The 24412-nt window shown below is 67.7% G+C and carries 20 protein-coding genes, 2 tRNA genes and 1 pseudogene; 17 read left to right on the forward strand and 6 right to left on the reverse strand.

The features are described from left to right. Nucleotides 1-41: 41 nt before the first annotated feature. The 3 genes from CAM01S_RS14870 to CAM01S_RS12970 all read right to left on the reverse strand — a co-directional run bounded on the left by CAM01S_RS14870 (nt 42) and on the right by CAM01S_RS12970 (nt 1975). Nucleotides 42-707: an ABC transporter ATP-binding protein gene (locus CAM01S_RS14870; RefSeq protein ID WP_066522561.1), complete on the reverse strand. Its 666-nt coding sequence runs from the start codon at nt 705-707 to the stop codon at nt 42-44. After that, nucleotides 700-1380 carry an efflux RND transporter periplasmic adaptor subunit gene (locus tag CAM01S_RS14875; RefSeq protein WP_066522564.1) on the reverse strand — a complete coding sequence of 227 codons (681 nt, stop codon included), beginning with the start codon at nt 1378-1380 and terminating at the stop codon, nt 700-702. The genes CAM01S_RS14870 and CAM01S_RS14875 overlap by 8 nt, the downstream gene beginning before the upstream one ends. A gap of 133 nt (nt 1381-1513) precedes the next feature. After that, entirely contained in the window at nt 1514-1975 is a 462-nt protein-coding gene (locus CAM01S_RS12970) for a hypothetical protein (RefSeq protein WP_157071571.1), read from the reverse strand. 140 nt (nt 1976-2115) lie between these two features. On the opposite strand from CAM01S_RS12970, the gene CAM01S_RS12975 reads away from it, so the two are divergent. From CAM01S_RS12975 to CAM01S_RS12985, 3 genes are read left to right on the forward strand one after another with little or no spacing between them, the layout of a single operon-like run. Further along, nucleotides 2116-2886 (forward strand): MSMEG_4193 family putative phosphomutase, encoded by a 771-nt coding sequence (locus CAM01S_RS12975; RefSeq protein ID WP_066522571.1) that lies wholly within the window; start codon nt 2116-2118, stop codon nt 2884-2886. A 10-nt stretch (nt 2887-2896) separates the two neighbouring features. Continuing rightward, complete coding sequence (locus tag CAM01S_RS12980) at nt 2897-3463, forward strand: DUF3090 domain-containing protein (RefSeq protein WP_066522573.1); 567 nt, start codon at nt 2897-2899, stop codon at nt 3461-3463. Then, nucleotides 3460-4230 (forward strand): SCO1664 family protein, encoded by a 771-nt coding sequence (locus CAM01S_RS12985; protein ID WP_066522575.1) that lies wholly within the window; start codon nt 3460-3462, stop codon nt 4228-4230. Before CAM01S_RS12980 ends, CAM01S_RS12985 begins: the two co-directional genes overlap by 4 nt. A 78-nt stretch (nt 4231-4308) precedes the next feature. Here CAM01S_RS12985 and CAM01S_RS12990 read toward each other — a convergent pair whose 3' ends face one another. Next, nucleotides 4309-6360: a vWA domain-containing protein gene (locus CAM01S_RS12990; protein ID WP_066522659.1), complete on the reverse strand. Its 2052-nt coding sequence runs from the start codon at nt 6358-6360 to the stop codon at nt 4309-4311. A 23-nt stretch (nt 6361-6383) separates the two neighbouring features. Further along, on the reverse strand, nt 6384-7769 hold the full coding sequence (locus tag CAM01S_RS12995; protein WP_245631645.1) for a magnesium chelatase ATPase subunit I: 1386 nt from the start codon (nt 7767-7769) through the stop codon (nt 6384-6386). Between the two features lie 194 nt (nt 7770-7963). On the opposite strand from CAM01S_RS12995, the gene CAM01S_RS13000 reads away from it, so the two are divergent. From CAM01S_RS13000 to CAM01S_RS13040, 9 genes and pseudogenes are all read left to right on the forward strand, one after another. Next, nucleotides 7964-9430, forward strand: a complete 1467-nt coding sequence (locus tag CAM01S_RS13000; protein ID WP_066522577.1) for an MFS transporter — start codon at nt 7964-7966, stop codon at nt 9428-9430. A 271-nt stretch (nt 9431-9701) separates the two neighbouring features. Continuing rightward, nucleotides 9702-10394 (forward strand): GntR family transcriptional regulator, encoded by a 693-nt coding sequence (locus CAM01S_RS13005; RefSeq protein WP_157071572.1) that lies wholly within the window; start codon nt 9702-9704, stop codon nt 10392-10394. Between the two features lie 48 nt (nt 10395-10442). Beyond that, a complete protein-coding gene (locus tag CAM01S_RS13010; protein ID WP_066522580.1) occupies nt 10443-11309 on the forward strand; it encodes a LysR substrate-binding domain-containing protein in 867 nt (288 codons plus the stop codon). 121 nt (nt 11310-11430) lie between these two features. Continuing rightward, nucleotides 11431-11519: transfer RNA gene (locus CAM01S_RS13015), tRNA-Ser, on the forward strand. A 381-nt stretch (nt 11520-11900) separates the two neighbouring features. Continuing rightward, nucleotides 11901-12377: pseudogene (locus CAM01S_RS13020) on the forward strand (transposase family protein); the annotation flags it as partial. Between the two features lie 310 nt (nt 12378-12687). Next, on the forward strand, nt 12688-13431 hold the full coding sequence (locus tag CAM01S_RS13025; RefSeq protein WP_066522581.1) for a hypothetical protein: 744 nt from the start codon (nt 12688-12690) through the stop codon (nt 13429-13431). Between the two features lie 822 nt (nt 13432-14253). Continuing rightward, nucleotides 14254-15318 carry an AAA family ATPase gene (locus CAM01S_RS13030; RefSeq protein ID WP_373277711.1) on the forward strand — a complete coding sequence of 355 codons (1065 nt, stop codon included), beginning with the start codon at nt 14254-14256 and terminating at the stop codon, nt 15316-15318. 10 nt (nt 15319-15328) lie between these two features. Further along, nucleotides 15329-16609: a DUF58 domain-containing protein gene (locus tag CAM01S_RS13035; RefSeq protein ID WP_066522582.1), complete on the forward strand. Its 1281-nt coding sequence runs from the start codon at nt 15329-15331 to the stop codon at nt 16607-16609. After that, the gene (locus tag CAM01S_RS13040; RefSeq protein WP_066522585.1) at nt 16606-18945 is read left to right on the forward strand and encodes a transglutaminase TgpA family protein; all 2340 of its coding nucleotides are present in this window, start codon (nt 16606-16608) and stop codon (nt 18943-18945) included. Before CAM01S_RS13035 ends, CAM01S_RS13040 begins: the two co-directional genes overlap by 4 nt. Nucleotides 18946-18965: 20 nt before the next feature. Here CAM01S_RS13040 and CAM01S_RS13045 read toward each other — a convergent pair whose 3' ends face one another. Next, nucleotides 18966-19661, reverse strand: coding sequence for a trimeric intracellular cation channel family protein (locus CAM01S_RS13045; RefSeq protein WP_066522590.1), 696 nt, complete (start codon nt 19659-19661; stop codon nt 18966-18968). 345 nt (nt 19662-20006) lie between these two features. Here CAM01S_RS13045 and CAM01S_RS13050 point away from each other — a divergent pair, with 345 nt between their 5' ends. From CAM01S_RS13050 to CAM01S_RS13070, 5 genes are all read left to right on the forward strand, one after another. Further along, entirely contained in the window at nt 20007-20786 is a 780-nt protein-coding gene (locus tag CAM01S_RS13050; RefSeq protein WP_066522592.1) for a LamB/YcsF family protein, read from the forward strand. Nucleotides 20787-20788: 2 nt separating this feature from the next. Then, nucleotides 20789-22549, forward strand: coding sequence for a 5-oxoprolinase subunit B/C family protein (locus CAM01S_RS13055; protein ID WP_066522594.1), 1761 nt, complete (start codon nt 20789-20791; stop codon nt 22547-22549). Next, the gene (locus tag CAM01S_RS13060; protein ID WP_217999743.1) at nt 22546-23352 is read left to right on the forward strand and encodes an SDR family NAD(P)-dependent oxidoreductase; all 807 of its coding nucleotides are present in this window, start codon (nt 22546-22548) and stop codon (nt 23350-23352) included. The genes CAM01S_RS13055 and CAM01S_RS13060 overlap by 4 nt, the downstream gene beginning before the upstream one ends. A gap of 69 nt (nt 23353-23421) precedes the next feature. Then, nucleotides 23422-24207 carry a dienelactone hydrolase family protein gene (locus CAM01S_RS13065; RefSeq protein WP_083528045.1) on the forward strand — a complete coding sequence of 262 codons (786 nt, stop codon included), beginning with the start codon at nt 23422-23424 and terminating at the stop codon, nt 24205-24207. A 123-nt stretch (nt 24208-24330) separates the two neighbouring features. Then, nucleotides 24331-24403: transfer RNA gene (locus CAM01S_RS13070), tRNA-Arg, on the forward strand. Nucleotides 24404-24412 lie beyond the last annotated feature (9 nt).

Below are 24412 nucleotides of genomic sequence, written 5' to 3' on the forward strand. Positions count from 1 at the left end.
GATCGATGTCGTCCTGCGCCTGAGCGCCTCCCACCGCTTGATCACGCCTGCCCGTCGACAAGGGTGATCGATCGCTCCATCCGGCGTGCGATGACCGAGTCGTGGGTGACCACGACCACGCTTGTCCCGTCGCGCTCCGAAGCCGAGAGCATCGTACTGATCACGTGATCAGCGGTCGCCGCATCGAGCGCGCCCGTGGGTTCGTCCGCGAGGAGCACCGTTGGCCGTGTCACCAGCGCTCGAGCAACGGCAACCCGCTGCTGCTCACCGCCCGAGAGCTCCGTCGGCCGTTGCGACTCGAACCCCTCGAGGGCGACCGAAGCAAGTGCCGATCCGACTCGCAATCGCAGCTCCCGCCTACCCACCGTGCTCGCGTATCGAAGAGGGACGGCCACGTTCTCGAACACGTTCAGGTGGCGGATTAACGCAGCACGTTGGAACACGAACCCGATGTGGCGCCGTCGGTATTCGTCCCGTCCTGCTGGCGAAAGCTCGCCGACATTGTGGTCGGCGATCTGGAGGTCGCCGCTGTCAAACCGGTCTAACAGCCCGAGGATCGCCAGCAATGTGCTCTTTCCGGATCCGGAGCGGCCGAGAATCGCGCAGCTGCTTCCTCGGTCCACATCGAAGGAGACGTCGCGAAGTATCGTCCGGCCAGCGAGTTGCTTCGAACCCCGGCGAACGCGGATGGCGGTGCCGTCAGCCATGGCGGAGGGACGGACTTGGGATTCGCACGCGGTCGCCATCGCGAAGCTCCGACCGTATCTCGACGCGGACTCCGTCGGAGACGCCGAGTTCGACGGGAGTCTCGGTTGCGGAGCCGCTCCCCATTCGGAAGACGGAGCCGTTGCGAACGCTGCCAGCGACCGCCTCGACAGGGAGTGAGAGCACGTTGCGAGCTGGGGGTAGGTGCAATGCGACGAGGCCTTCCAAGCCGTTGATCGGTTCGGTCTCGGCCGGAACCGTGCAGTACAAGGCTGCAGTGCCCCCGTCCTCGACCGTCGGACGCGGGTCGAGCAGACTGCACTCGAACGGGCTGCCCGCGCCATCGATCTCCGCGCGGGCATGATCGACTCCGCCGCGCACCGCGAGTGTCTGCTGCGGACTCAGCGCCGCATGGAGCGTGAACCCGACGTATTCGGCCGTCGCGATCGGAAGGCCCCGCGGCACCGTGGTGCCCGATGGGACCGCCCATTCGCTGATGGCCGCGTCAGGCTGCGTTTCGATCGAGACGGTGGACCCCTCAGGCGAGGTGATGTGTGCTCGTCCGTCGCCGTGACGGATCAGTGTTCCGGCCAGCGGGGCTGTGACGGTGTACGAGGTGTTGCTGGTCACCATTGCTCCAACGGTGATCACCGGAGTGATCGTGGCGCGCTTCACGACCGCTTCTCGTTCCGCTCGATCTCCGGATGCGCGTGCACGCTCCGACGGAGACGAGAAATCCCGAGCCGGAGGCGACATGCAGGCACTGCAGAGCCCAACCACGATGGCGCTTGCCACGAGCGGGGCCAGATTATGGCGCACCGTTGCTCCCGAGCACCGAGGGACAGCTCCCCGCGAAGTCGGAACGAACACCAGACGGGTCACCGAGCCGCGTCGGCGCGAGCACATCGCGCTCCCAACCCTGTTCAGGGTCGTCCACGTACTGCCGCGTAAACGGGAGGGTCGGCCAACGGGCGAGCTCTGTGAGCGCGCGTTCGGCCGTTGGCTCGTCACCTGCATCGATTCCTTCCAGGTAGTCGCGTTCCCACGCGCAGAGCCAGTAGAAGTAGATCGCTCCGAGCGCAGTGCCCCGCTGGCCGGCCGATCGGAGCGATGACGGAGCGTCACGGGGAAGCGTCACCCCGTCTGGGAGTGGCTCAGCGAAGTGCTCGGCTTCGTTCCGGTAGACGTCGCGCAACTGATCCGCCGTGAGAACAGGATCACCGACGGAGGCGGAGCGGTCGTCGGTCGGAGACGTGGCGCAAGCGGTCACCGACAGAGTGGTGCCACTCAGCAGAAGTGCGAGGACCAGCCGACGGCAACTGAGCAGCATATATTTCACACTACAGGGTGTGAGCGGCACGCTCGTGCCTCCGGCCATTGCCCCCGAACCGACCTGCCTAGGCTGGCTGCATGGGAACTGTGATCCTCGTCCGCCACGGGCGCACCTCCGCCAATGCCAGCGGCATCCTCGCCGGGCGGGCCGGAGGCGTCCGTCTGGATGAGGTCGGCGTTCAGCAGGCCGACCGTGTTGCGGAGCGGATCGCGGCGATCCCGCTCGCGGGCATCGTGTCGAGTCCGCTCGGACGCTGCAGGGATACCGCGCGCCGCATCGCACGAAGTCAACGGGAGCCCGCGGCGGTCAGCATCGATCGGGCGCTCACTGAATGCGACTACGGCTCGTGGCAGGGTCGCCCGCTTCGCGAGCTCACCTCGGAGCCGCTCTGGCCGACCATTCAGCGTCAGCCGTCGGCGGTGACCTTTCCGGGCGGCGAGTCCATGGCATCGATGCAACTGCGGGCCGTCTCCGCGATCCGGCGACTCGATGCCGCGTTCGAGGCCAAGGCTGGTCCGCACGCGGTGTGGGTCGCGGTGAGCCACGGAGACATCATCAAGTCGATCCTCGCCGATGCGCTCGGTATGCACCTCGATCTGTTTCAGCGGATCATGGTGGGCCCAGCCTCCGCGTCGATCGTGCACTACGGGGCTACGCAGCCCGACGTCCTCGCGATGAACACCGAGACGGGTGATCTCGGATGGTTGGCGAAGCAGGCCGAGGTGACGCAGGAGACCCAGGTGGGCGGCGGCGCCGGTCACAGTGGGCCGGCCACGCCCGCCCGACCCGATGCAGATCCGCAGCCTGCGGACGGATACTTCCGGGCGAGCGATCAGGGCGGCTCCTAGAATTCGACGTATGCCAACGATCGTCTACGGTTTCGACTGGCCCGATCGGTTTGTCGTCGGCACGATCGGCGAACCGGGCGCCCGGGCGTTCTACATGCAGGCGCGCGCTGGGAACCGTGTGACGAGCGTCGCGCTCGAGAAAGAGCAGTCCGAGGTTCTCGCAGAGAAGCTCGACGAGCTCCTCGACGAGTTGATGCAGGTCGAAGGCAATCGGCACAGCGTGCCCGCGCAATCGCCCCGTGAGCTCATCGACGATGATCCACTCGATCAGCCGGTCGAGCCGGAATTCCGCGCAGGGACGATGAGCCTCGGATGGGATCCCTCGACCGCGCAGGTGGTGATCGAGGCGTACCCGCTCGATGACGCCAACGACGAGCCCGAGAGCGTGGAGCTCTTCGGTGACGCTGAGCATGAGCCGTCGGAGATGCTGCAGGTCCGAATCCCGGTCGGGACCGCTCGCGCGTTCGCGAAGCGGACCCTCAGCGTCGTCGGAGCGGGTCGCCCTCGCTGTCCGCTCTGCGGCCGACCGCTCGAGCCGGTGGGGCACATCTGCATCATGCCCGGCGACGACATATGACCGCTGTCGACGGGGCGGTGCACGGTGAGGTCGAGCTGCTCGGCCGGATCGAGACCGCGTCGAACGCGACATTTCTCGCGCGGATCGGCGATGTCGAGGTCGTGTACAAGCCAACCGCGGGGGAGCGACCGCTGTGGGATTTCCCCGACGGCAATCTGTCGAGCCGTGAGTACGCCGCGTTCCTCGTGTCCGAAGCGCTCGGATGGCGCATTGTTCCGCCGACCTGGCTCGCGGACGGGCCGTTCGGCTCCGGCATGTTTCAGCGGTGGCAGGACATCGACCCGGATCAGGAGGCTGTGGACCTGGTGCCGATCGAGTCCATTCCTGAGCATGGCTGGCTCGAGGTCCTGCACGCCACTGACGAGACGGATCGTCCGGTTGCGCTGGTCCACGAGGATTCGCCGCAGCTTCGGCGCATGGCCGTCTTTGACGTCCTGGTGAACAACGCGGACCGGAAGGGCGGACACGTGCTCGCCATGTCCGACGGACACCGATTCGGGGTCGACCACGGACTCACGTTCCATGTCGAACACAAGTTGCGCACCGTGCTCTGGGGATGGGTCGGCGACGCGCTCCTCGCCGATGAGATCGCCGGCGTCGAGCGTCTCGCCGCTGCGCTCCGGGGTTCGCTCGGCGCGCAGCTTGCGGACCTGTTGACCGCTTCGGAGGTGAGCCGCGTCGAGCAGCGGTGCGCGCGACTCCTGGACCGCGGGTCGTTCCCGGCGCCGCGTGGATCGATGCCGGCCGTTCCCTGGCCGCTGTTCTAGACGCTGTTCTCGACGTGGAGGGCCCGACCGCTGCCCTTCCTGGGGGCTACCCTCCCCAGCCGCTACCCTCCCCAGCCGCTACCCTTCCCAGCCGCGACCGAAGAGCCCATCGCCGAAATCTCCCCAGGCGCCCGCGCCGCCGAAGGCGCTTCCCCAGCGGCGGGAACCCAGGTAGGAGCCGACAACCGCGGCTCCGAGATCGTCGGACTCCGGGGCGACAACGGTCCCGTCGACGCGCTTCGCCATCGCGTCGATGAACCGCGCGAGCCCTGGATCGTCGCCGAGTCGGAAGAAGCTCGTGTGCGCACCCAGTCGACCGGCATTGTCGAGTTCGCGGATCGTCGTGGCGATCGTGATCGCATCGGGCGGATAGCTGAAGGCTATGCCACCGTTGGGCTCGAGGTGCGAGGTCGGCTCGCCGTCGGTCACGATGAGCAACACGGGCTGTGCGGTCGGATGCTTCCGGAAGTGCCGGTTGGCGAGCAACAGCGCGTGGTGCAGGTTCGTGCCCTTGTCCCACATTGCGTCGAGGCCGACGAGCTGCTCGATGTCCATCACTTCGGCGTGGCGGCCGAAGGCGATCAGTTGCAGATCGTCTCCACGGAACCGACTCGAGATGAGTGTGTGCAGTGCCAACGCGGTGCGCTTCATCGGGACCCAGCGGTCTTCGATCGCCATCGAGAACGAGGTGTCGACGAGCAGCGCGACGCACGCCTGGGTGCGCGCCTCGGTCTCCTGCACCTCGACGTCGTCCATGTGGAGCCGCACCTGACCACGATCACCGTCGGCGGCCATGCGAGTCATTGCGTTCGTGATCGTCCGCGTGACGTCCCAGGGCTCGGTGTCGCCGAACTCCCACGCACGGGTCGCGCCAGAGAGGTCGCCAGCAGCCCCCGCGCGCCGGAGGTCGCGAGCTCCACCGCGGCCGGACATCTTCTCGGCGACATCGCGGAGCAGACTCTGCCCGAGCTGGCGCATCGCCTTCGGGGTGAGGCGCAACTGCCCGTCGGCGCCACGCCGCAGCGCGCCGGAATCGCGCAGCGCCTGCTCAAGCCGTTGGAGCGTCCGCGCGTCAACGGCGGCCTCCGAACCGAGCTGACGGGTGAGGGCGTCGAGGTCCAGGTCGTCGAGTCGCGAGCCGTCCTGCGACTGCGCCAGCTGCTCAGCCAACGCGTCGAGGTCGGCGAGGTCCTGGAAGACGCCGGTCCCGTCGCCGAGGCCAAGCCCCTGCTCGCCGTCCATGCGCTCCGCCCCGCCCCAGTCCTCTCCAGGACGGAGGGTCTGCAGGTTCGCATCGAGCGCGGCGAGCGACTCCATCAGGTCAGGTGAGCCGAACGCCTGTTGAGCGAGGGCATCGAGTTCCGCCCGCTGTTCAGGCGTCATCGAATTGCGCAGTCGTTGCGCGGCGGCAGCCCGGGCGGCGAGCGAGTCGAGCAGCTGATCGACGTTCTCTGGGCGGTCCGGAAAGAACTCCCCATGCTTCGCCATGAAGTCGTCGAATTGCACCGAGGTGTCCTCGCCGCGAGCGTGCGCTGCGAGCAGCGCGTTCAGGTCGTCGAGCATCTGCTTGACAGCGGCCCGATCGCTGTCGGAGGCGTTCTCGAGCGCCTGCTTCATTCCGGCGAATCGCTGGTCGAGCATCTCGCGACCCAGCAGGTCTTTGATCTGTTCGTATGTCTGCGCAGCCTGCCGGCTCTGCCACTGGTAGTCGCTGAGTTCGCTGACCGCGGCAGCCGGCGATGGGGAGAGGCTGTCGAGTTGCATCTGCGCGAGTGCGCGATCGGCATCGTCGATGTCGACGTCACGGGCCAACTGTCCGCGCTCCTGCGTCACGGCGCGGTCGAGGAGCTCCTTGATCTGCTGCAGGGTTCCGTCGAGGTTGTGTTTGCGGGTCAGGTCCCGCCGACGCTCAGCCACGCGCCGCGCGAGATCGTCGAGGCCGCGCCGATCGGCTCCGCCGCGACGCAAGTACTCGCGCATCGCACGCTCGGGAGAAGTCCCGGCCATGACCTGCTCGCCGATCGCATCGATCGCGTCCGACAAGTCGACGGGCGGCGCAAGCGGATCGGGGCCGCCGCTGTACGCCCGGTAGCGAGAGTCTCGAGCGAGACGGCGATTTGTTCTAGCCACGGTGGAATCCGTTCCGAGCGCGCTCACATGCCATAGGCGGCTTCACCTCCGCCGCTTTCTTTGCTGACCCGTCGGGCAAGGTAGAGCCCTTCGAGCGCGAGCTCGATCGCACCTGCCCGCTCGCCGTCGTTCTCGGCACCGAGCCGCGCGCAGACCTCGTCGTAGAGCTCGGACTCGCCGAGCGATGGGAGGCCCGCCAAGAATTCCCGCGCCGTCACCTGCTCACCGGTGGTCACCATGGCGCCGTTCTCGAGTGCGTCGACGAGGACGCTGAAATCGATGCCGCGCAGCCGCGCTCGAACCGTCTCGGCCGTCGCGGTGCGGAGTAGATGCGTGAGGATCTCTTCGGCGCGGTCGTCCTCGCCGGACTCGAACTCGATCTTTCCGCCGAGAACATCGACCGCCGTCTCGAGATCGATCGGGCGGGCGACGGCCTCGGGTTCGCCCTGTCGTGTTGCGCGGTGGAGCGCCGCGGCGGCAATGGTTTCGGCGCCGGCGATGGTGAATCGAGCGCTCACGCCGCTTCGTTGATCGACCGAGCTCGAGTCCCGCAGTGCTCTGGTAAATCGCGCCAGGATCTCGATGAGGGAGTCGGGCACCTCAGCGACGAGGTCGGTCTCCTGCCGCACGATCGCGATCTCGTCCGCGAGCTCGGTCGGGTAGTGGGTGCGAATCTCGGCGCCGAAGCGGTCTTTCAGCGGCGTGATGATGCGGCCGCGATTGGTGTAGTCCTCCGGATTCGCACTGGCGACGACGAGCACGTCGAGCGGAAGGCGCAGCACGTATCCGCGGATCTGGATGTCGCGCTCCTCCATCACGTTGAGCATCGCGACCTGGATTCGCTCGGCCAGGTCGGGGAGTTCGTTGATCGCGACGATGCCCCGGTGGCTCCGCGGGATTAGCCCGAAGTGGATGGTCTCCGGGTCGCCGAGGCTCCGGCCTTCCGCGACCCGCATCGGGTCGACATCGCCGATCAGGTCGGCGACGCTCGTGTCCGGCGTTGCGAGCTTCTCGACGTAGCGCTCGTCGCGGTGCCGCCACTCGACGGGAAGGTCGTCCCCGAGCTCCGCGGCCCGTCGAATGCTCTCGGCGCTGATCGGCTCGAAGGGATGCTCGCCGATCTCGGACCCGGCGATGACCGGGCTCCACTCGTCGAGCAGCGAGGGCAGTGTGCGCAGAAGACGAGTCTTGCCCTGGCCCCGCTCGCCGAGCAACACGATGTCGTGGCCGGCGAGGATGGCGCGCTCCACCTGCGGGATCACGGTCGTGGCGAACCCGTGCATTCCCGGCCATGGGTCGCGGCCCGCGCGGAGCGCCGCGACCAGGTTGTCGCGCAGTTCGGATCGAATGCTCTTCTGCACGTGACCGGAGGCGCGAAGCGCTCCGACCGTGTTGATCTCTGGCCGCATCACCTCCGCCACGGTACGCCGCAGGAGCGACATCTCCGAGCGACCCATGTCCGCTGGTGGAGAACGAGGCGGGCTGGGTCGGGTGTGGACGCCGGACGCACGACGGGCCTCCTGTGAGAACGTGATGGTGTGTCACGGCGTACGGTCCGAAAGTGCGCCGCGCCGCCCGTGCACTGGCGCGGGAAGGCGGAACGATGAGCACGACCGACGTCGGTCAGCGCCGAGGCCCGATGGTGAGCCTCGTCCCCGCGCGGATGGACCGGCTCCCGTGGACGCGATTCCATTGGTCCGTCGTGGTGGGGCTCGGAATCTCCTGGGTGCTCGACGGTCTCGAGATTCAGATCGTCTCGAATGCGGGGTTCACGCCGGATCTGCACCCGTCGAATATCGAGGTCTCCTGGCTCGGCACGATCTACCTGATCGGCGAGGTGGTCGGAGCGCTCGTCTTCGGTCGTCTGTCGGACCGCCTCGGGCGCCGCAAGCTCTTCATGCTGACGCTGCTCATCTATCTGGTCGGATCGGGCGTGGCCGGTCTCGCTCCCGCGTATTGGTTCCTCGCGACATTCCGGTTCGTCGCCGGGCTCGGCATCGGCGGCGAGTACGCGGCGATCAACTCGGCGATCGACGAGCTCATCCCCTCGAAGTACCGCGGACACGTCGATATCGCCATCAACGGCACGTACTGGGGCGGCGCGGCGCTCGGCGCATTCGCCAACATCTACTTCCTCGACCCGCACATCTTCCCGGTGACGCTCGGATGGCGCCTCGGATTCTTCCTCGGACCGTTGCTCGGTATCGTCATCATCTTCCTGCGGCGGCACATACCGGAAAGTCCGCGCTGGCTCATGACGCACGGTCGCGAACAGGAGGCCGAAGACACCGTTTCGCGCATCGAACGTCGGGTCGAGGAGCAGAGCGGGCAGGCGCTAGAACCGGTCGATGCGTCGAAGGGCATGAAAGTCACCCCCGTCGACCGCGTGCGATTCGGCACGATCGTGCGCGTGCTGTTCCGCCAGTACCCGACGCGGACACTCGTCGGTGCGGCGATGATGATCACGCAGTCCTTCCTCTACAACGCGATCTTCTTCAGCTATGCGCTCGTTCTGACGAACTTCTACGGGCTGAAGACCGCACAGACCTCGATCTACTTCTTCCCGTTCGCCATCGGGAATCTCCTCGGGCCGATCCTGCTCGGTCGGTTCTTCGACACGTGGGGTCGACGGCAAATGATCTTCCTCACATATCTGGTCTCCGGGATCGTGCTGGCCGTCTCGGCGTTCCTGTTCAAGGCCGACATGATGTCGGCGACGGTGCAGACGCTGTTCTGGTGCGTGTCGTTCTTCTTCGCCAGCGCGGGGGCTTCGAGCGCCTATCTGACCGTCAGCGAGATATTCCCGCTCGAATTGCGGTCCCAGGCGATCTCGTACTTCTTCGCTCTCGCGCAGATCTTCGGCGCGGTCGCTCCGCTCATCTACGGCGTCCTGATCGGGAACGGCTCCAGCCGCGATCCACTCTTCTGGGGGTATCTGCTCGGCGCGGCGGTCATGATCCTCGGAGGCGTCATCGCGCTGATCTGGGGCGTGGATGCCGCCCGGAAGGGGCTCGAGTCGGTGACCCAACCGCTCTCGGTCGTCAGTGGCGACGAGTCGCGACGCCGGTGACGCGAACCGGGTGGCCGGCCCGGCGACCTCTCAGGGTTGAATGTTGAATTGGATATCGTTGGCGATTCGCCAGGACGAGTGCTTCTCTCGACCTCACCCGCAGAGCAGGCTGCGGGCGATCGAGGGGAGACCTGTTGCACCAGCTCGAAGGGCCTGAGGCCGGCGGTCCTCGTCGCGTTCGCGCCCTCCACAAGTCAACCGATCAGATTCCTGGGGCCTGGTCATCGTCGGTCTCGCGAATGGGTGCCGTCGCGTGATGCACGGTATGGCGATGCCTCGTCCCGACCGCCAGCTTCCGCGCGCAGAACTCATCCCGCGGAACCTGCTGCGCGACGTCGTCTTCACCCGGCTCCTCACTGCGATCCTCCGCGGTGAATATCGGGTGGGGCAGCGGCTGCGGCTCGAAACCATCGCCGCTGAGCTGCAGGTCTCGCGGACACCGGTGCGCGAGGCGCTCGTTGCACTCGAGGGCCACCGCATGGTGCATGTGCATCCGTACCTCGGGGTCGTCATTGCGCCGTGGTCGATGCTCGACATGACCGAGCGGATTGAGATTGTCTCGGCGCTCCTTCGCGACGCCGCGGGAACCACGCTCGCACGGGGCGCATCGGCATTCGACCCAACGCTGATCGAAGTGACGGAATCAGAGGGCGGCGCCTTCGCAATCCTCGCCGAATGGGTGCTGCAGGCGCACGGCCGCTCCATCAGCGCCGAGTGGGTCGCGTCTGAACGTGTTGTGCTCGACGTGTTCTACCGTCCCGACATCGCGCTCGCGCACGGACTCGACACGACGGTCGGCTGGGCCGGCCGAAACGCACGGTTGACGGATGCCGTGACCGCCGCGCAGGAGGGCGGGGTTCTCGCCGCCCACCGTCATCTCCTCGACTTCGCGGGCGAGCTCGTGGCGCTCCAAGACACGTTCGGTCCTGCGCGAGAACGCGCGCGGGTCCGCACGTCGACCTGAGCAGGTCAGGCCCAGCCGGTACGGTGTTCGCGACACACCGGAGGCCCGATGTTCGAGACCCCGCTCCTCGAGAGCTTCCTTGCTGTGGAGCGCTGCGGCAGCTTCACGGCGGCCGCTGCCGACCTTGGGCTCGGGCAGTCCACCATCAGCGGCCATATCGCCCGGCTCGAGCAGCAGGCCGGCCGTCAGCTGCTCCGCCGCGGTGCGACCAGCACCGAACTGACGACCGACGGCATTGCGATGGTTCGTTTCGCCCGAGAGATCCTCGCGGCGCAAGGCCAGGCGGAGGCGTACTTCTCCGACTCCGCGCTGACGGGCAATCTGCGGTTCGGGGCGTCTGAAGACATCGTCGCCACGGGCCTCCCGGACATCCTGCTCGATTTCCGGAACGCGTATCCAGCCGTCGATCTCGACCTACGCGTCGGGCTCACCACGGAACTACGCGAGGACGTCCGCGGTAATCGGCTCGATCTCGCGCTCGTCAAACGTCGGCCGACCGAGGATGTCGGCGAGCTCATCTTCCGCGACGACCTCGTGTGGGCAGGCCGAGCAGGCGAACAGGTGGACCCACGCGAAGAGGTCCATCTTGTGACCTACCCGCGCACCAGCGTGACGCGGGATGCCGCGATCGCCGCGCTCGAACAGGCCGGCATCCGGTATCGGATCACCTGCGTGTCCGCGAGCCAGCAGGGCATTCGCGCCGCGGTCTACGCCGGGCTGGGCGTGACCGTCCACGCCGGTTCGATCCTGCCGCAAGGCCTGGCGCCGCTGACCGGACTGCCGGACCCCGGGCCCACGGAGTTCACCCTCGTCGCGCGCTCTGGGCCGGAGAGCGTTGCGATGACCGAACTCACGAGAGCGATTCGAGTCGGCGCCGGGCGGATCATCGCCGGGCGATCCATCGGTCGGGTCTGAGGCGGAGCCGCCACACCGACCCTGTGCAGGACAGCTGGGCGAGCCGGTCTGGAGGCACGGGTCGAGTCCGGCGCGCGCCTCCCGTATAGTGGTCCACGCGCGCCCGCACGCGGGTTCGCATGGAGACGTCGCATAGTCAGGCCGAGTGCACCACCCTGCTAAGGTGGAGTCCCCTTTCGGGGACCGAGGGTTCAAATCCCTCCGTCTCCGCACATAGGGGTTCGGTCCTCTTGCCTTTCAGTCTCGCGCTGGCGATTGCGGTCTCCGTCTGGGGATATCTGCTGCCCGCGCGGTTGGCGGCGATGGCCGGATTATGCGGCGTGGCTGGGATAGTTTTTGGGCTGCGTGATGTGGCGGCACGGCCGTTAGATGCGATGACGTGAGCGCGCGCCCGATCCGCTGTTCCATCGTTGGGGCAGCGAGGGGGTGGGAGCGGCTCACCGCAAGTGACCCCGGCGGGCAACCTCTAGCGGCTCTTCGCAGTTGAGGGGGTAGCGGTGGTGGTGTGAGTGGGGCGGGTCGGTCCGGGTGAACGGGGTCGAGGTCTTCCAGGATGGAAGTTCTCACACTCACCGTCCGGAAGACCTCGACGTGTCCCACGCTACCTTCGCGCCTGCTGACCTGACGACGTTCTGCCGTCTCGACGAACTCGGCCTGACCGTGGTCGGGCAACGACTCGAGCCCGACCGGGCGGTGATCGAGTGCCGGCTGACGGACCCGGATCCGTGGTGTCATCGCTGCGGTGCGCAAGCGAGGTCGCGGGGAACGCTTGCTCGTCGTCTGGCCCACGAACCGTTCGGGCATCGCCCGACGACGCTGCTGGTCCGGCTCCGGCGATACCGGTGCGATCACTGCGGACATACCTGGCGAGAAGCCGCCCGGCGGGCCGCGTCGGACCGGGCGAAGCTCTCCCGTGGCGGGCTGCGGTGGGCGCTGGCGTCGATCGTGATCGATCACCTCACGGTGTCCCGGATCGCTGCCGGACTCGGGGTGTCGTGGCATACCGCGAACACCGCGGTCCTTGCCGAGGGTCGCCGGATGCTGATCGACCAGCCGGCCCGGTTCGACATCTCGCCGCCCGGGAAAACCTCCTGGGCCGACTTCGTCGCGGAAAAGAAGCCCGTGAACATGAACGACAAGTACGCAGTGTGCGTCCACTGGCTTCTGGACGTGGCGGAACTGCCGAAGGCGACGGTGAACCAGATCGTTACCCTATTCATCGCGGCGAGGTGGACACTTCCCAGCGACCCTCGCAACCAGACCTCCCAGGCGAGTCGCGCTGGCTATCTGGATTCGAAAGATCTGCAGGACATCAAACTGACGTCCATGGGGTCTGCTCGGGTTCTGAACGACCTCCCGGCCAAGTAATCACATGAGTATGACGCTGGTCGAGTTCCTCGGCGTCGTCAAAGGACAAAAGCGCGAAACGCTCGCGCTTTCAGTTCTGTACTGGCATGAGCGGTACGGCTCGAAGCCGAGTATGACCGCAGCGAAGGTCAAATCAGCCCTCGTCCAGGCGAGGGTGGCTGGAGCGTCGAAAGCCAACGTCCCCGACGTCCTCGCTAAGGCGGGCGCCAATGTCAATGTCACCGGCAACACGCCGGGTGGGGCAAGGCGCTGGGAACTGACCGCGACAGGCCGCGCGGCGGTTCGTCTCGCGCACGACCTGCCTGAGGCAGAGCCGGAGCTCGAGCACGGAGTTGGAGAACTCGAGAAGGTCGCCACCAAGATTGCGAACCTTGACGCCAAGAAGTTCATCCAGGAAGCGATCCAATGCTTGAGCGTCGATGCTCTCCGAGCCGCGATAGTGTTCGTATGGGTCGGCGCTATCGCGGACATAAAGGAACGGATTTGGCAGCATGGTGCTGCCTACGCGACAACTGCCTTCCAAAAATACAACCCGAAGGCGCAGTTGAGGACGTACGATGACCTGCTCAAGTTCCAGGAGTCTGACATTCTCAATGTCGCCCAGGATCTGGGCGTGATCGACAAGGCGCAGAAGATCGTCCTTGGGCAGGCGCTCGATCTGCGGAACCAGTGCGGTCACCCCAACAAGTACTGGCCAACCGTCGCGAAGGCGAAGGCCCACATCGAGGACATCGCTGGGATCCTCTGGGTCTAGGAGCTGCTCGAGGTAGAGCGCTCGATCGGGGGGCCACGAGCCTGACGGCGAGCTACAACCGCTAGCACACCCGCGTGCCGGGCCGCGCCGACGAGCTGCGGCTCGCCGTCCGTAGCGGCAGACTGCCATAGTCCGGACGGTCATCCTTACGGTCGCCGCGGAATAGTAAGGGGCTCCGTAATGTGGTCCGAGGTGAAGGGGCCATGACTCGTCCCACCGCACGGCCGGAGTTCGCGGATTCGTGTATTAGCGTATCGGGAACCCCCACGCGAGGCATATCGGGTGCCACTGGGGGCCCGGTCGTTGTCGGATCTATGGATAAGTCGAGACCATGAAACAGAATCGCGTGCGTTGGATCCTCGGGTTCACCGGTCTCGGGATCATGTGCACTGGGATCGTCTTGTCGGTCCTGATTCCACCCACTCATTACTTCTTCGCACTGTTCATGTTTGCAGGGGGAGTCTGCGAAGCAAGCGCGCTCACAGTGAGGTCACGGGAGCGATAAGCGGCAGGGGTCGAGAGTCCTTACTCGCCGATGAGGCCCGCCAGCCGGTGCGTTCCTTGACGGCCGAGTCCATTGCGGCGGCCGAAAAGCGGTAAGCGTTCGCCGCGCTTTTATCTTGCTCGGGCGGCCACTCATCCACGGGCCCGGGAACTACCGGTACAGCTCGAACGGGCTGAATGCTAACGCCGGCTTCGCGGCGGTGTCGGTCTCGCGCTAGCCGCCCGTCGCCGCCATCAGCCCGGCCGCCCGCCGGAGCGCTGTCACCTGGCGGAGGTAGCATGCGCGAACACGTCCATCCGCGTTGAGGAGGTCCCGGCGTGACCGACACTGCTCGATCGTCAACCGAGCGTTCGCTGCGCGATCGCGATCCGGCGGAGGCGAGCGTCGAGTCTGGACGATCCGGTCGCGGCGCGTTGCCGTTCGATCGCGTTCGCGCCCTTGGCAGCGAGATCATCACGGTGGTCGGCAGGGTCATCGATGGCAAGCCGGACGCGATTCGCACGGCGCTTACAGTGATGCTCGCCGAAGGGCATCTCCTCGTCGAAGATGTGCCTGGCGTTGGCAAGACCGTGCTCGCTAAGGCGCTCTCGGCTGCGGTCGGCGGAACCGTGAATCGCGTTCAATTCACGTCGGACATGCTGCCCGCCGATGTCACCGGCGTGAACGTGTACGACCAGTCCTCTGGGACATTCCGATTCGCGCCGGGGCCGGTGTTCGCGAACGTGGTCATCGGCGACGAGATCAATCGCACGAGCCCGAAGACGCAGTCCGCGCTGCTCGAGGCGATGGCGGAATCGCAGGTAACGGTCGACGGGGTGACGCGCGAGCTGCCGACACCGTTCATGATCGTCGCAACCCAGAATCCGATCGACATGGAAGGCACCTATCCGCTGCCGGAGGCGCAGCGCGACCGATTCATGGCGCGCATCGCGATGGGATATCCGAGCGTGGATGCCGAGCGCGAGATGCTCCGCAGTCGAGGCGGGGGCGATCCGCTCGAAGCGGTGCGCCCGGTCGTCGACCTCGCAACGCTGACCGCGATGATCAGAACCGTGCGAACCGTGCACCTGGCGCCCGACGTCGAGGCCTACATCGTCGAACTCGTTCGTGCCACTCGCAATCATCCCGATCTCCTGCTCGGCGCGAGTCCCCGTGCCACACTCCACATCGCCGCGGCAGCGCGGGCGCGCGCGGCGCTCGAGGGCCGCAACTTCGTGATCCCTGACGATGTGGCTGCGCTCGCCGCCGTTGTGCTCGCCCACCGACTGGTTCCGATTTCGCACGGGCTCGGCGCGAGCGCCGACGACGCGGTCCGTGAGATCGTGCTTCGCATCGTCGCGGAAACTCCGGTCCCGTTCACCCCGGCTGCAGCCGCGTCCTGATCGACTCACCGTGTCCAGACCCACCGGATCACGTCGGACGCGAGACATCCCTGTCCCGCGTCCGACCGCGCGCGGGTGGGCGCTGCTCGGTGTCGGCGTCGGCCTAGTCGCGGCTGGACTCATCGTCACGATGGGTGTCGTCATCACCGCGGGCCTGCTTCTCGTGTTCCTCGATGTCGCAGGAGTGGTCGTCGCCTTGAGTGTCGCCGCCCCGCTCCGAGCGGATCGGCGCATCAGCCGCGCGGTTGTCGAAGTCGGCGACATTCACCGCGAGCGCATCGAGCTCGTCGGCCTCCGCGCACGCCTCGCACCGACCGTCTCGGTGCACGTCCACGAAAGCATGAGTCCGCAGCTGACCGGACTCGCTGAGGCTGCCGCGACCGTGACGATCGGCCCGAACCGGCCGCCCGCACGACTCGAATTCGAAGCGCTCGCTGTGCAGCGCGGCATCGCATCCGTGGGGCCGTTGCGCGTTCGCGTAGTCGATCCCTTCGGCCTCGTGCGCGTCGACCGCTCCGCACTCCGCCCGACCGAGGTTGTCGTCGTTCCGCGCGGGGCGAACGTTGGCACCATCGACACCGGCGCCCTCGCCGGCGCGGTGTCCGCGGATCAGGGGCGCGTCGGTCAGGGTGGTTCCGCGGATGACAGCGAGCTCCGTCCGTACCGCCCAGGCGACCCGATCCGTCGGGTGCACTGGGCGCAGAGCGCGCGCCGGGGCGAACTGCACGTCCGCCAGACCACGCAAGCACAGCCTCCGGAGGCCGTGGTGGCCCTGGATCTCCGGCCGTCGGTCTACCAGGACCTCGGCCGGGATGATCTCTCAGAGCTCGCGGACATCGACGGACTCGTGGCGTTCGAGCACGCGGTCGTCGTCGCCGCCGGTGTGGCGCGGCAGCTCGCGGCCCGCGCCTCGCACGTCACGCTCGTGGCCGACGACGCTGCGGCAGGTCCGGAGCGGCCGCGCGGCGGGTCGGGACTTCAGGAGGCGCTCGTCGAGTTGGCGACCGTCCAGCCGCACACAGCTTCCAGCCCGCCTGAGACGATGCTCGCCGCGGCCGCCGCGCGGGGCCTCAGCGGAATGACAGCAGTGATCACCGGCCATTGCAGCGAGCACGAGGCGCTCGCGCTCGTCGGCCAAGGACAGCGAGGAGCACGCGGCCTGTTCGTCTCGATCGTTCCGCCATCCGGCGTCGTGCGCGGGATCTTCGAGCGCGCCGGGTGGCGGGTGATCACCGTGCCGGTGCCTGCCGGCGCCCACGGTCATCGCGGACACCGTCGGAGTGCATCATGACCGGCACGCTCACGAATCCATCGCATACGCGCCGGCCGCCGTTCCGGGGCGCCGATGACTGGGAGGAGCGGCGGGAGTCCGACACACCGTCGGCCTGGGTTGTGGTCGCGTCGGTGCTCCCCGTGCTCATCGCCGCGCTTGCCCTCCGACCGCTGGTGCAGGGGATCGCGTGGTGGTGGATCGCCGTCGTCGCGACAGCTGCCACCACGGGGCTCATGGTCGCCGCGCGTCGCAGCGGACGGGGACTCCGGTTCGTTGTTCTCGTCGTCGCCCTCGTCGCCGTCTCGTGCGCGACGTCGCTCGCCAGCGGCATGCAGCCATTCACCTGGCTCGATCGGACCGGCGCGCTCGGTCGAGCGATCGAAGCGATCAACTTGAACCCGGCCCCGCTCCTCGAGACGACCGACGTTCGCCTCATCGTGGCGCTCAGCATCGTCTGGGTGAGTGGGGCGGCCCTGTTCGTCGCGGCAATCGCGGGGACACCGGCACTCGCCGCTGCGCCGGCGCTCGTCCTCCTCGCGGTTCCCGCATTCGTGATCGGCTCGAATCCGAGTCCAATCATCATGGTCACGGTCGGCATCGCCTTCCTGGCGTTGCTCTGGCTGTCCGCCAGGCCCACTCGCAACGCCGTGCCGGCGGCGATTGTCGGCGCCCTCGCCCTGACAGTTGCGGTCGTCCTGCCGACCGTCATCCCGCTGAACTCCCCGTTCCTCTCCGGCGTCACCGGAGCGGTGCCCTCTCCGGTGCAGCCAGGTCGGCCCGGGACCCTCATCCGACTGGGTCAGGATCTCCGGGAGCCGTCGCCGCTCGAAGTCTTCGAATACCACACGACATCCGGCTCGCCGGAGTACCTCAAGCTCGCGAACCTCGATGATTTCAGCAACGGCGAATGGTCGCCGAGCGTGCAGGACGCGAGCCAAGCGCCGACCGCGAACAGCGATCAGGTGCCCGTCGGTGTGAACCCGGCGTTCGGCACCACGGGCGACGCTGTTATCCGCATCACCGGTCTGTCGAGCCAGTACCTCCCCGTGCCGGCGGGCGCGTCGAGCATCCTCTCGCGGAGCACCTCGCTCGACCTGCAGAACTGGCGGTGGCTCGCCGGGTCGAACACCATTCGCTCGACCGGGCCGGTCACGCGTCCCGGTGATGTCTACGCGGTCAGCGGGTCATCGGTCTTTGCGGGCCCGTATCTCGATTCGCTCGATGCGCGCGGTGCGCTCGCGAATCCGACGAGCAGAGTCTTCGCGCAACCCTCGGCAGCGCAACTCCGCCAAGACCTCGCACTCCCAAGCAACCTGCCGGCGATCATCCGGAACACGGCCTACAGCATCGGCGTCGGTGCGGCCGATCAGTACACCCGCGCTCGCGCGCTCCAGTCGTTCTTCCTGAGCGGGCAGTTCACGTACTCGACGACGACGCCGGTGTCGCAGGGCTACGACGGCGACAACATGCAGGTCATCGCCAAGTTCCTCCAGGTGCGGGCCGGATATTGCGTGCACTTCGCCTCAGCAATGGCAGTGATGGCGCGCGTCATGGGGATCCCGTCCCGCATCGCGGTCGGTTACCGGCCGGCCGCATCAGATGCTCCAGGGCAGTTCACCGTGACGAATCAGCAGCTTCACGCATGGCCCGAGCTGTACATCGCGAAGGTCGGCTGGGTCGGGTTCGAGCCGACGCCGGCCGCATCATCGTCGTCGAACGCCCAGGCCGCGCCGTCGGCTGCTCCGGCGTCACCCGCGGCGCCGACCGCGTTGCCGCTGCAGCACACGGCCGTGACGCCGCAAGCCGGTCCGACGAGCACGCCAAGCGCAACGGGAACGCGCCGCTCCTCGGCCGCTCCATCGTCGGCGCCGTCGCTGCCGCTCGGTGGGATCGCGTGGACGCTTGCGATCATCGCCGCGCTCCTCGCGCCTGCTGGCGCCCGGGCGCTGCAACGGCAGTCTCGGCTTGCTCGGCTGCGGAACGCTCGTGCCCCGGCACGAATTGCATGGCGGGAAGTGGTTGACGACGCAGTCGACCACGGGTTCCATCCAGCGTTGCGGTCACTCGACGATCCGCTCTCGAGCGTCCCGACCGCGCGGGCCGTGCTCGGGAGGCTGCCAGCCGATCTCCCGCCGGCGACGCGCGCTGCCATGCTCCGCATACTCGAAGCGCTGGAACGCGAACGGTACGCGCAGACCCCAGACGTGGAGGCTCACCCGGCGCTCGTTCTCGCCGTTCTGGAGGCGCGGCAAACGCTCGACGACACGGAGTCGCCGATGCAGGTCCTCCGGAGTCGTCTGCTTCCGGCGAGCCTCGTCCGGTGGGTGCGCAGCGGGTCCGGGGTGCACGCCTGATCGCGTTGGTGCTCGCGCGTTCAACGACGACGTCGAAGCATCCGTCCGCGACGGAGGAGCGTGGCCAGCGCTGACTGTGGCTGCCAGTTCCTGCCGTTCGGCAGACCCCACCCCCATCGGACCGCGCCAAGGCGGAGGAGCAGCGAGAGCAGGATCGCAACCACGATGCCGACGGTCGGTGCGTGCAGCGCAAGAGCGCCGACCATGACGCCGGAGGCCGCGACTGCGACCGAGGCGTAGAGGGCGTTTCCGCCGAACACGGCAGGGACGCGACGAAGCAGGAGATCGCGGATCGCGCCTCCGCCGACTGCGGTCACCGTGCCCATGATGACCGCAGCGGGCCAGGCGAGCCCGGCGTCGAAGGTTCGCTGGACGCCGGCAACCGACCAGAACCCGATCACCGCAGCATCGAGCACGGTGAACAGTCGGTCCCAGGTGCGTTCGGACACCTGGATGAGGAATGCGACGAGCGCGCCGGCGATGGCCACGGGAACGTACAGCGGATCGGTCAGGGCAACGGGAGGCCCGTGCTGCAGGAGGACGTCACGCAAGATCCCGCCACCAAGCCCGGACACGAACCCGACCACAAGGAATCCGAACAGGTCGAAGTCATTGCTTCGGGCGATCGCTCCGCCGAGGAGCGCGGACGCGAACACGCCCGCGAGATCGAGGGCGTTGGTCACGACCGTCAGGCCGTCGGCGGACAGCAGATGCATGGCACATATCATCCCGTGCCGGACCGTCCGGGCCCGCAAGCCGCCGCCGAACGGTGGACCGTTTCGGAACGCCTCCCGGCTATGGAGGCCGGGCGGCCAGGGAACGAGAAGGTGCCCTCCGTCGTTTCCCTGGAGACGGAGGGCACCGCGTCGCGGGGTCAGCGGACGGAACCGCCGTCCGCGCTGAGAGTCGACCCAGCGCGACGCGTCGCGCAGCGCGACGCTCGAAGAGTACTGCCGGAACCTTCGTGGCCACGACCCCTCCACACAGGTCGGCGCGAGTCCGCAATCCCGCATGTGCCGGACGCAGGGCCGAGAGTGCGTGCATGGTGCGAAGGTGGAGACATGCAGACGATCGATCTGAATGCAGACCTCGGCGAAGGGTTCGGCCGCTGGAGCCTCGGCGACGACACGGCGATGCTCGACCTGGTCTCGAGCGCGAATGTTGCGTGCGGCTTCCATGCGGGCGACCCACTCGCGCTGCTCGACGTTCTCAGCGCCGCCGCGGAACGTGGGGTGGCAGTCGGGGCGCACGTCAGCTATCGCGACCTCGCCGGCTTCGGCCGACGATTCCTCGACGCCTCGATCCCCGAGCTGCGCGCCGATGTCGTGTATCAGATCGGCGCGCTGCAGGCGCTTGCGCGTGCAGCAGGTACAAGCGTGGCCTACGTCAAGCCGCACGGTGCGCTCTACAACACCATCGCCACCGGCCATCAGCACGCGACCGCGGTGATCGATGCGATCCGCGCCGTCGACCCGGGCCTGCCGCTCGTCGTGCTCGCTGCGTCACCGCTCGTCGAGATTGCGAACCGCGCTGGACTTCGCGTCGTCGCCGAAGCGTTCGCCGACCGCGCGTATACGCCCGACGGCAGTCTGGTGGGGCGGCGTGAGCCCGGGGCGGTGCTGCACGACCCACGCGCCGTCGCGCAGCGGGTTGTCGAGCTCGTGACCACGGGAACGGTCCGCGCGGCCGACGGCTCGCGTCTGCAACTCGACGCGGAGTCCGTGTGCGTGCACGGCGACTCGCCCGACGCCGTATCAATGACGCGCGAGATCCGCGCCGCGCTGTCCGACGCAGGTATTTCCATCGCATCGGTCGCGACGGTGCCCGCGAACGAGCGCTGAGCGTGCAGATCCATCGCTTCGGTGCGAGTGCGCTCCTCATCGACGCTGACGGCCTTGAGGAGGCACTCGCACTGCACGAGGCCCTGACCGACGCACGGATCGACGGGGTCACCGAGATCGTGCCATCCGCCGCCGCTGTGCTTGTGATGTTCGATACCGCGGTGACGGACGAACAACGGGTGGCGAGGGCTGTCCGCGGTCGGTGGCACGGTGCTCCACCGGCGCTCGACGCCTCGGCCGACCTCGGTGACGCGGCAGGCCAGCCGGGGATCGAGATCCCGGTCACCTATGACGGCCCGGACCTCGAGGAAGTCGCTGCGCTCACCGGGCTGACGACCGCGTCGATCATCGACCGCCATCTCGCGTCGTCCTGGCGCGTCGCATTCGTCGGGTTTGCTCCCGGCTTCGCCTACCTCCTCGGCGGTGACCCTGCACTGCACGTGCCCCGACGCAGCAGCCCGCGAACGACTGTTCCTGCAGGGGCAGTCGGCCTTGCCGGGCAGTTCAGTGGCGTCTACCCCCGGTCGAGCCCCGGGGGATGGCAACTCATCGGACACACCACAGCCCGCATGTGGGACGCGACGAGATCTGATTCGCCTGCGCTCCTCATGCCCGGCATGCGCGTGCGGTTCGTCCGCGCACCGCGTCCCGTTGTCCCGCTGCCCGGCGGGTTCCCCTCCGACGCGGCATCGACCCACCAGCCACACGTGCGCCCCGAAGCGGCACGACTCAGTCCCAAGCGGTGGGCGAGCCGGAGTCCGCGTGCGGTCCGCATCGATCGGGTCGCACTGCTTGCGACCGTGCAGGATCTCGGTCGCCCGAAGCATGCTGCGCTCGGGGTCACACCGTCCGGCGCAATGGACCGCCCCGCTCTGCGCCGAGCAAACCGACTCGTCGGCAATCCCACCAATGCAGCCGCAATCGAATTCGTGGGACCCATTGCCGTGACCGCTGTCGGCGACCTGATCGTCGCCCTCACCGGCGCGGAAAGCCGGGCCGTGGTCACTCGGTCCGTGGTCACTCGAACTAGCAGGCGGCCCGTCGGCGCTGACGCTGTCGCACTCCAGCCCGATGCGGAGACCATCGACGACAGTGACAGCCTCAGCGTCGAACCGGAGCAGCCTGATCGGGCGTTCGCGCTGCACGATGGCGATCAGCTTGTCGTCGAACCGACCGGCCGCGGCCTCTACGGATACCTCGCAGTACTCGGAGGCCTCGGCGACGGTGCGGCGCTGCTGCTCGGCTCAGCCTCCACAGACACGCTCGCAGGTCTCGGGCCGACGCCGCTTCGACCGAACGACACCCTCGCCGTCGGGGCGCGCCGTGGTGCGGCGGTGGCCGACCTCCCGGAACCTGGGCCGCGCCTCCAGACCGTCGATGAATCGATCGCCTCGCCGCAATCCTTCATGGTTCGGCCCGGTCCGCGCGAGGACTGGTTTACCGACGACGCCCTTCGACTCGTGACAGAGCAGATCTGGACCGTTCACAGCGCGTCGAACCGCGTCGGGGTGCGCCTGACCGGGTCGCGACCACTGGCGCGTCGCGACGAACGGGAGCTGCCGTCCGAAGGAATGGTGACCGGTGCCATCCAGGTGCCGCCCAACGGTCAGCCAGTCGTCTTCACCGCAGACCATCCCGTGACGGGCGGCTATCCCGTCATCGCGACCGTTGAGCCGGCCGACCTCGCCCGGCTCGTGCAGATTCCACCCGGCGGCTGCTTCCGATTCACCACCGATGCGTTCGGCGTACCTTCGGCGCTATGAGCGATTCGCGTCTCGCCATGGGCGACTACCGACTGAGCGGCAAGACCGTCATCGTCACCGGAGCGGGTTCCGGCATCGGCCGCTCGATCGCACGCGCGTTCGCCGAGCAGGGCTGCTCCGTGGTCCTCGCCGGCCGCCGAGAGGACGCGCTCGCCGAAACCGCCGAGGGGATGTCCCCGGACCACGTCATCGCGGTCCCGACCGACGTGCAGGACCGGGAAAGCGTCGCCGACCTCGTCGCCATCGCGATCGACCGCTTCGGCTCGCTCGACGTGGTCGTCTCCAACGCTGCCGCCTACACGGCAGGCCCAATCGAGTCGCTCGACCCCGACGCCTACCGCGCGATGATCGCCACCAATATCGACGGCACCGTCGCGCTGGTGCAAGAAGCGATCCCACACCTCAAGCCAGGATCGTCGATCCTCTTCACTACGAGCGTCTCCGCGATCCGCGGCGACTGGAACCAGGCGGTCTACAACGCGTCCAAAGGCGCGATGACGATGCTCATGCAGTCACTGGCGCTCGACCTCGGCGCCCGCGGCATCCGCGTGAACGCGGTGGCGCCGGCCTTCACACCGATGGGTGCGCTCGGAGACCGCGTGCGATCCGATCCGGACTTCGCAGCACCCTTCACAAACCGGGTCGCACTCGGCCGCACCGGGCTCCCCGAAGACGTCGCGCCCGCGTTCCTGTTCCTCGCGAGTGACGATGCCCGGTACATCACCGGTGTGACGCTCCCCGTCGACGGAGGAACGAGTGCGTCGACCGGCCAGGCGCACATCGACTCAACCGGCCGTTCCTGAAGCCCACCGATCACCATCCGTCGACGCGGACTTCCCGCGTCGACATCCGACACACCCTTGGAGAACCGCGTGACGACGATCGAAGACGTTCTTGCCACTGTGCCCGAGCCCGCAGGCGCTGCGATCAGCGTCGAAGCCGTCCGTTACGAACACGACGGGACCGAACTCGAAGGGGTGCTCGCGAAAGACACCGCCATCGGCGAGCGTCGCCCCGGGATCCTCATCATCCACGACTGGCTCGGCGTCGGCGACCATGTCACCGCCCGGGCGACGATGCTCGCCCGGCTCGGGTACGTCGCATTCGCCGCCGACATCTACGGCGCGGACGTCCGACCCACTCCCGACGAAGCGCCGGGTATTGCCGGATCGTTTTATGGCAATCTCCCACTGCTCCGGGCTCGGGCCGAAGCGGGGCTCGCCCGCCTTGTCGCCGACCCGCACGTCGACCCCGAGAAGGTCGTCGTGATCGGGTACTGCTTCGGGGGGTCCACCGCGCTCGAGCTCGCTCGTACCGGCGCACAGCTCGCCGGAGCCGTCTCGTTCCACGGCGGCCTCATCGTGCACGACCCATCCGACGCCAGCGCGATCCGCGCCAAACTGCTCGTGCTCACCGGCGCGGCAGACCCGGTTGTGCCCGACGAGACCGTGCACAAGTGGGAGGACGAGATGCGCGGCGCCCCCGACGTCGACTGGCAGCTCGTCAGCTACTCCGGCGCAATGCACGCCTTTGCCGTCCCCGGCACGAACGCGCCCGACCACGGCGCCCAGTACCAGGCCGCCGCAGACCGCCGGTCCTGGCAGGCGTTCCAACTGTTCCTCGACGAGCTCTTCAACGAGGAAACGGTCCTCGCCTGACGCAACTCGAGCGGTCCGCGGCGGTCTGCAGTGCGCACCGCCCCCACCGCCGAACGGGAGGCGCGTGACGGATTCGCGCGCGCCTCCCGTCCCTGCTAGGCTCGTCTCCGGCCTTCGGGCCACGCGCTCGTAGCTCAATGGATAGAGCATCTGACTACGGATCAGAAGGTTGGGGGTTCGAGTCCCTTCGAGCGCACACTGTGTT

This window comes from Curtobacterium ammoniigenes NBRC 101786 (assembly GCF_001571045.1).
In the GTDB taxonomy this organism is placed as follows: Bacteria; Actinomycetota; Actinomycetes; order Actinomycetales; family Microbacteriaceae; genus Curtobacterium; species Curtobacterium ammoniigenes.

Coding starts and splice junctions, on each gene's coding strand:
- CAM01S_RS14870 (WP_066522561.1), bottom strand. CDS start 707: ATGGCTGACGGCACCGCCATCCGCGTTCGCCGGGGTTCGAAGCAACTC.
- CAM01S_RS12975 (WP_066522571.1), top strand. CDS start 2,116: ATGGGAACTGTGATCCTCGTCCGCCACGGGCGCACCTCCGCCAATGCC.
- CAM01S_RS12980 (WP_066522573.1), top strand. CDS start 2,897: ATGCCAACGATCGTCTACGGTTTCGACTGGCCCGATCGGTTTGTCGTC.
- CAM01S_RS12985 (WP_066522575.1), top strand. CDS start 3,460: ATGACCGCTGTCGACGGGGCGGTGCACGGTGAGGTCGAGCTGCTCGGC.
- CAM01S_RS12995 (WP_245631645.1), bottom strand. CDS start 7,769: ATGCGGCCAGAGATCAACACGGTCGGAGCGCTTCGCGCCTCCGGTCAC.
- CAM01S_RS13000 (WP_066522577.1), top strand. CDS start 7,964: ATGAGCACGACCGACGTCGGTCAGCGCCGAGGCCCGATGGTGAGCCTC.
- CAM01S_RS13005 (WP_157071572.1), top strand. CDS start 9,702: ATGCCTCGTCCCGACCGCCAGCTTCCGCGCGCAGAACTCATCCCGCGG.
- CAM01S_RS13010 (WP_066522580.1), top strand. CDS start 10,443: ATGTTCGAGACCCCGCTCCTCGAGAGCTTCCTTGCTGTGGAGCGCTGC.
- CAM01S_RS13025 (WP_066522581.1), top strand. CDS start 12,688: ATGACGCTGGTCGAGTTCCTCGGCGTCGTCAAAGGACAAAAGCGCGAA.
- CAM01S_RS13040 (WP_066522585.1), top strand. CDS start 16,606: ATGACCGGCACGCTCACGAATCCATCGCATACGCGCCGGCCGCCGTTC.
- CAM01S_RS13045 (WP_066522590.1), bottom strand. CDS start 19,661: ATGCATCTGCTGTCCGCCGACGGCCTGACGGTCGTGACCAACGCCCTC.
- CAM01S_RS13050 (WP_066522592.1), top strand. CDS start 20,007: ATGCAGACGATCGATCTGAATGCAGACCTCGGCGAAGGGTTCGGCCGC.
- CAM01S_RS13060 (WP_217999743.1), top strand. CDS start 22,546: ATGAGCGATTCGCGTCTCGCCATGGGCGACTACCGACTGAGCGGCAAG.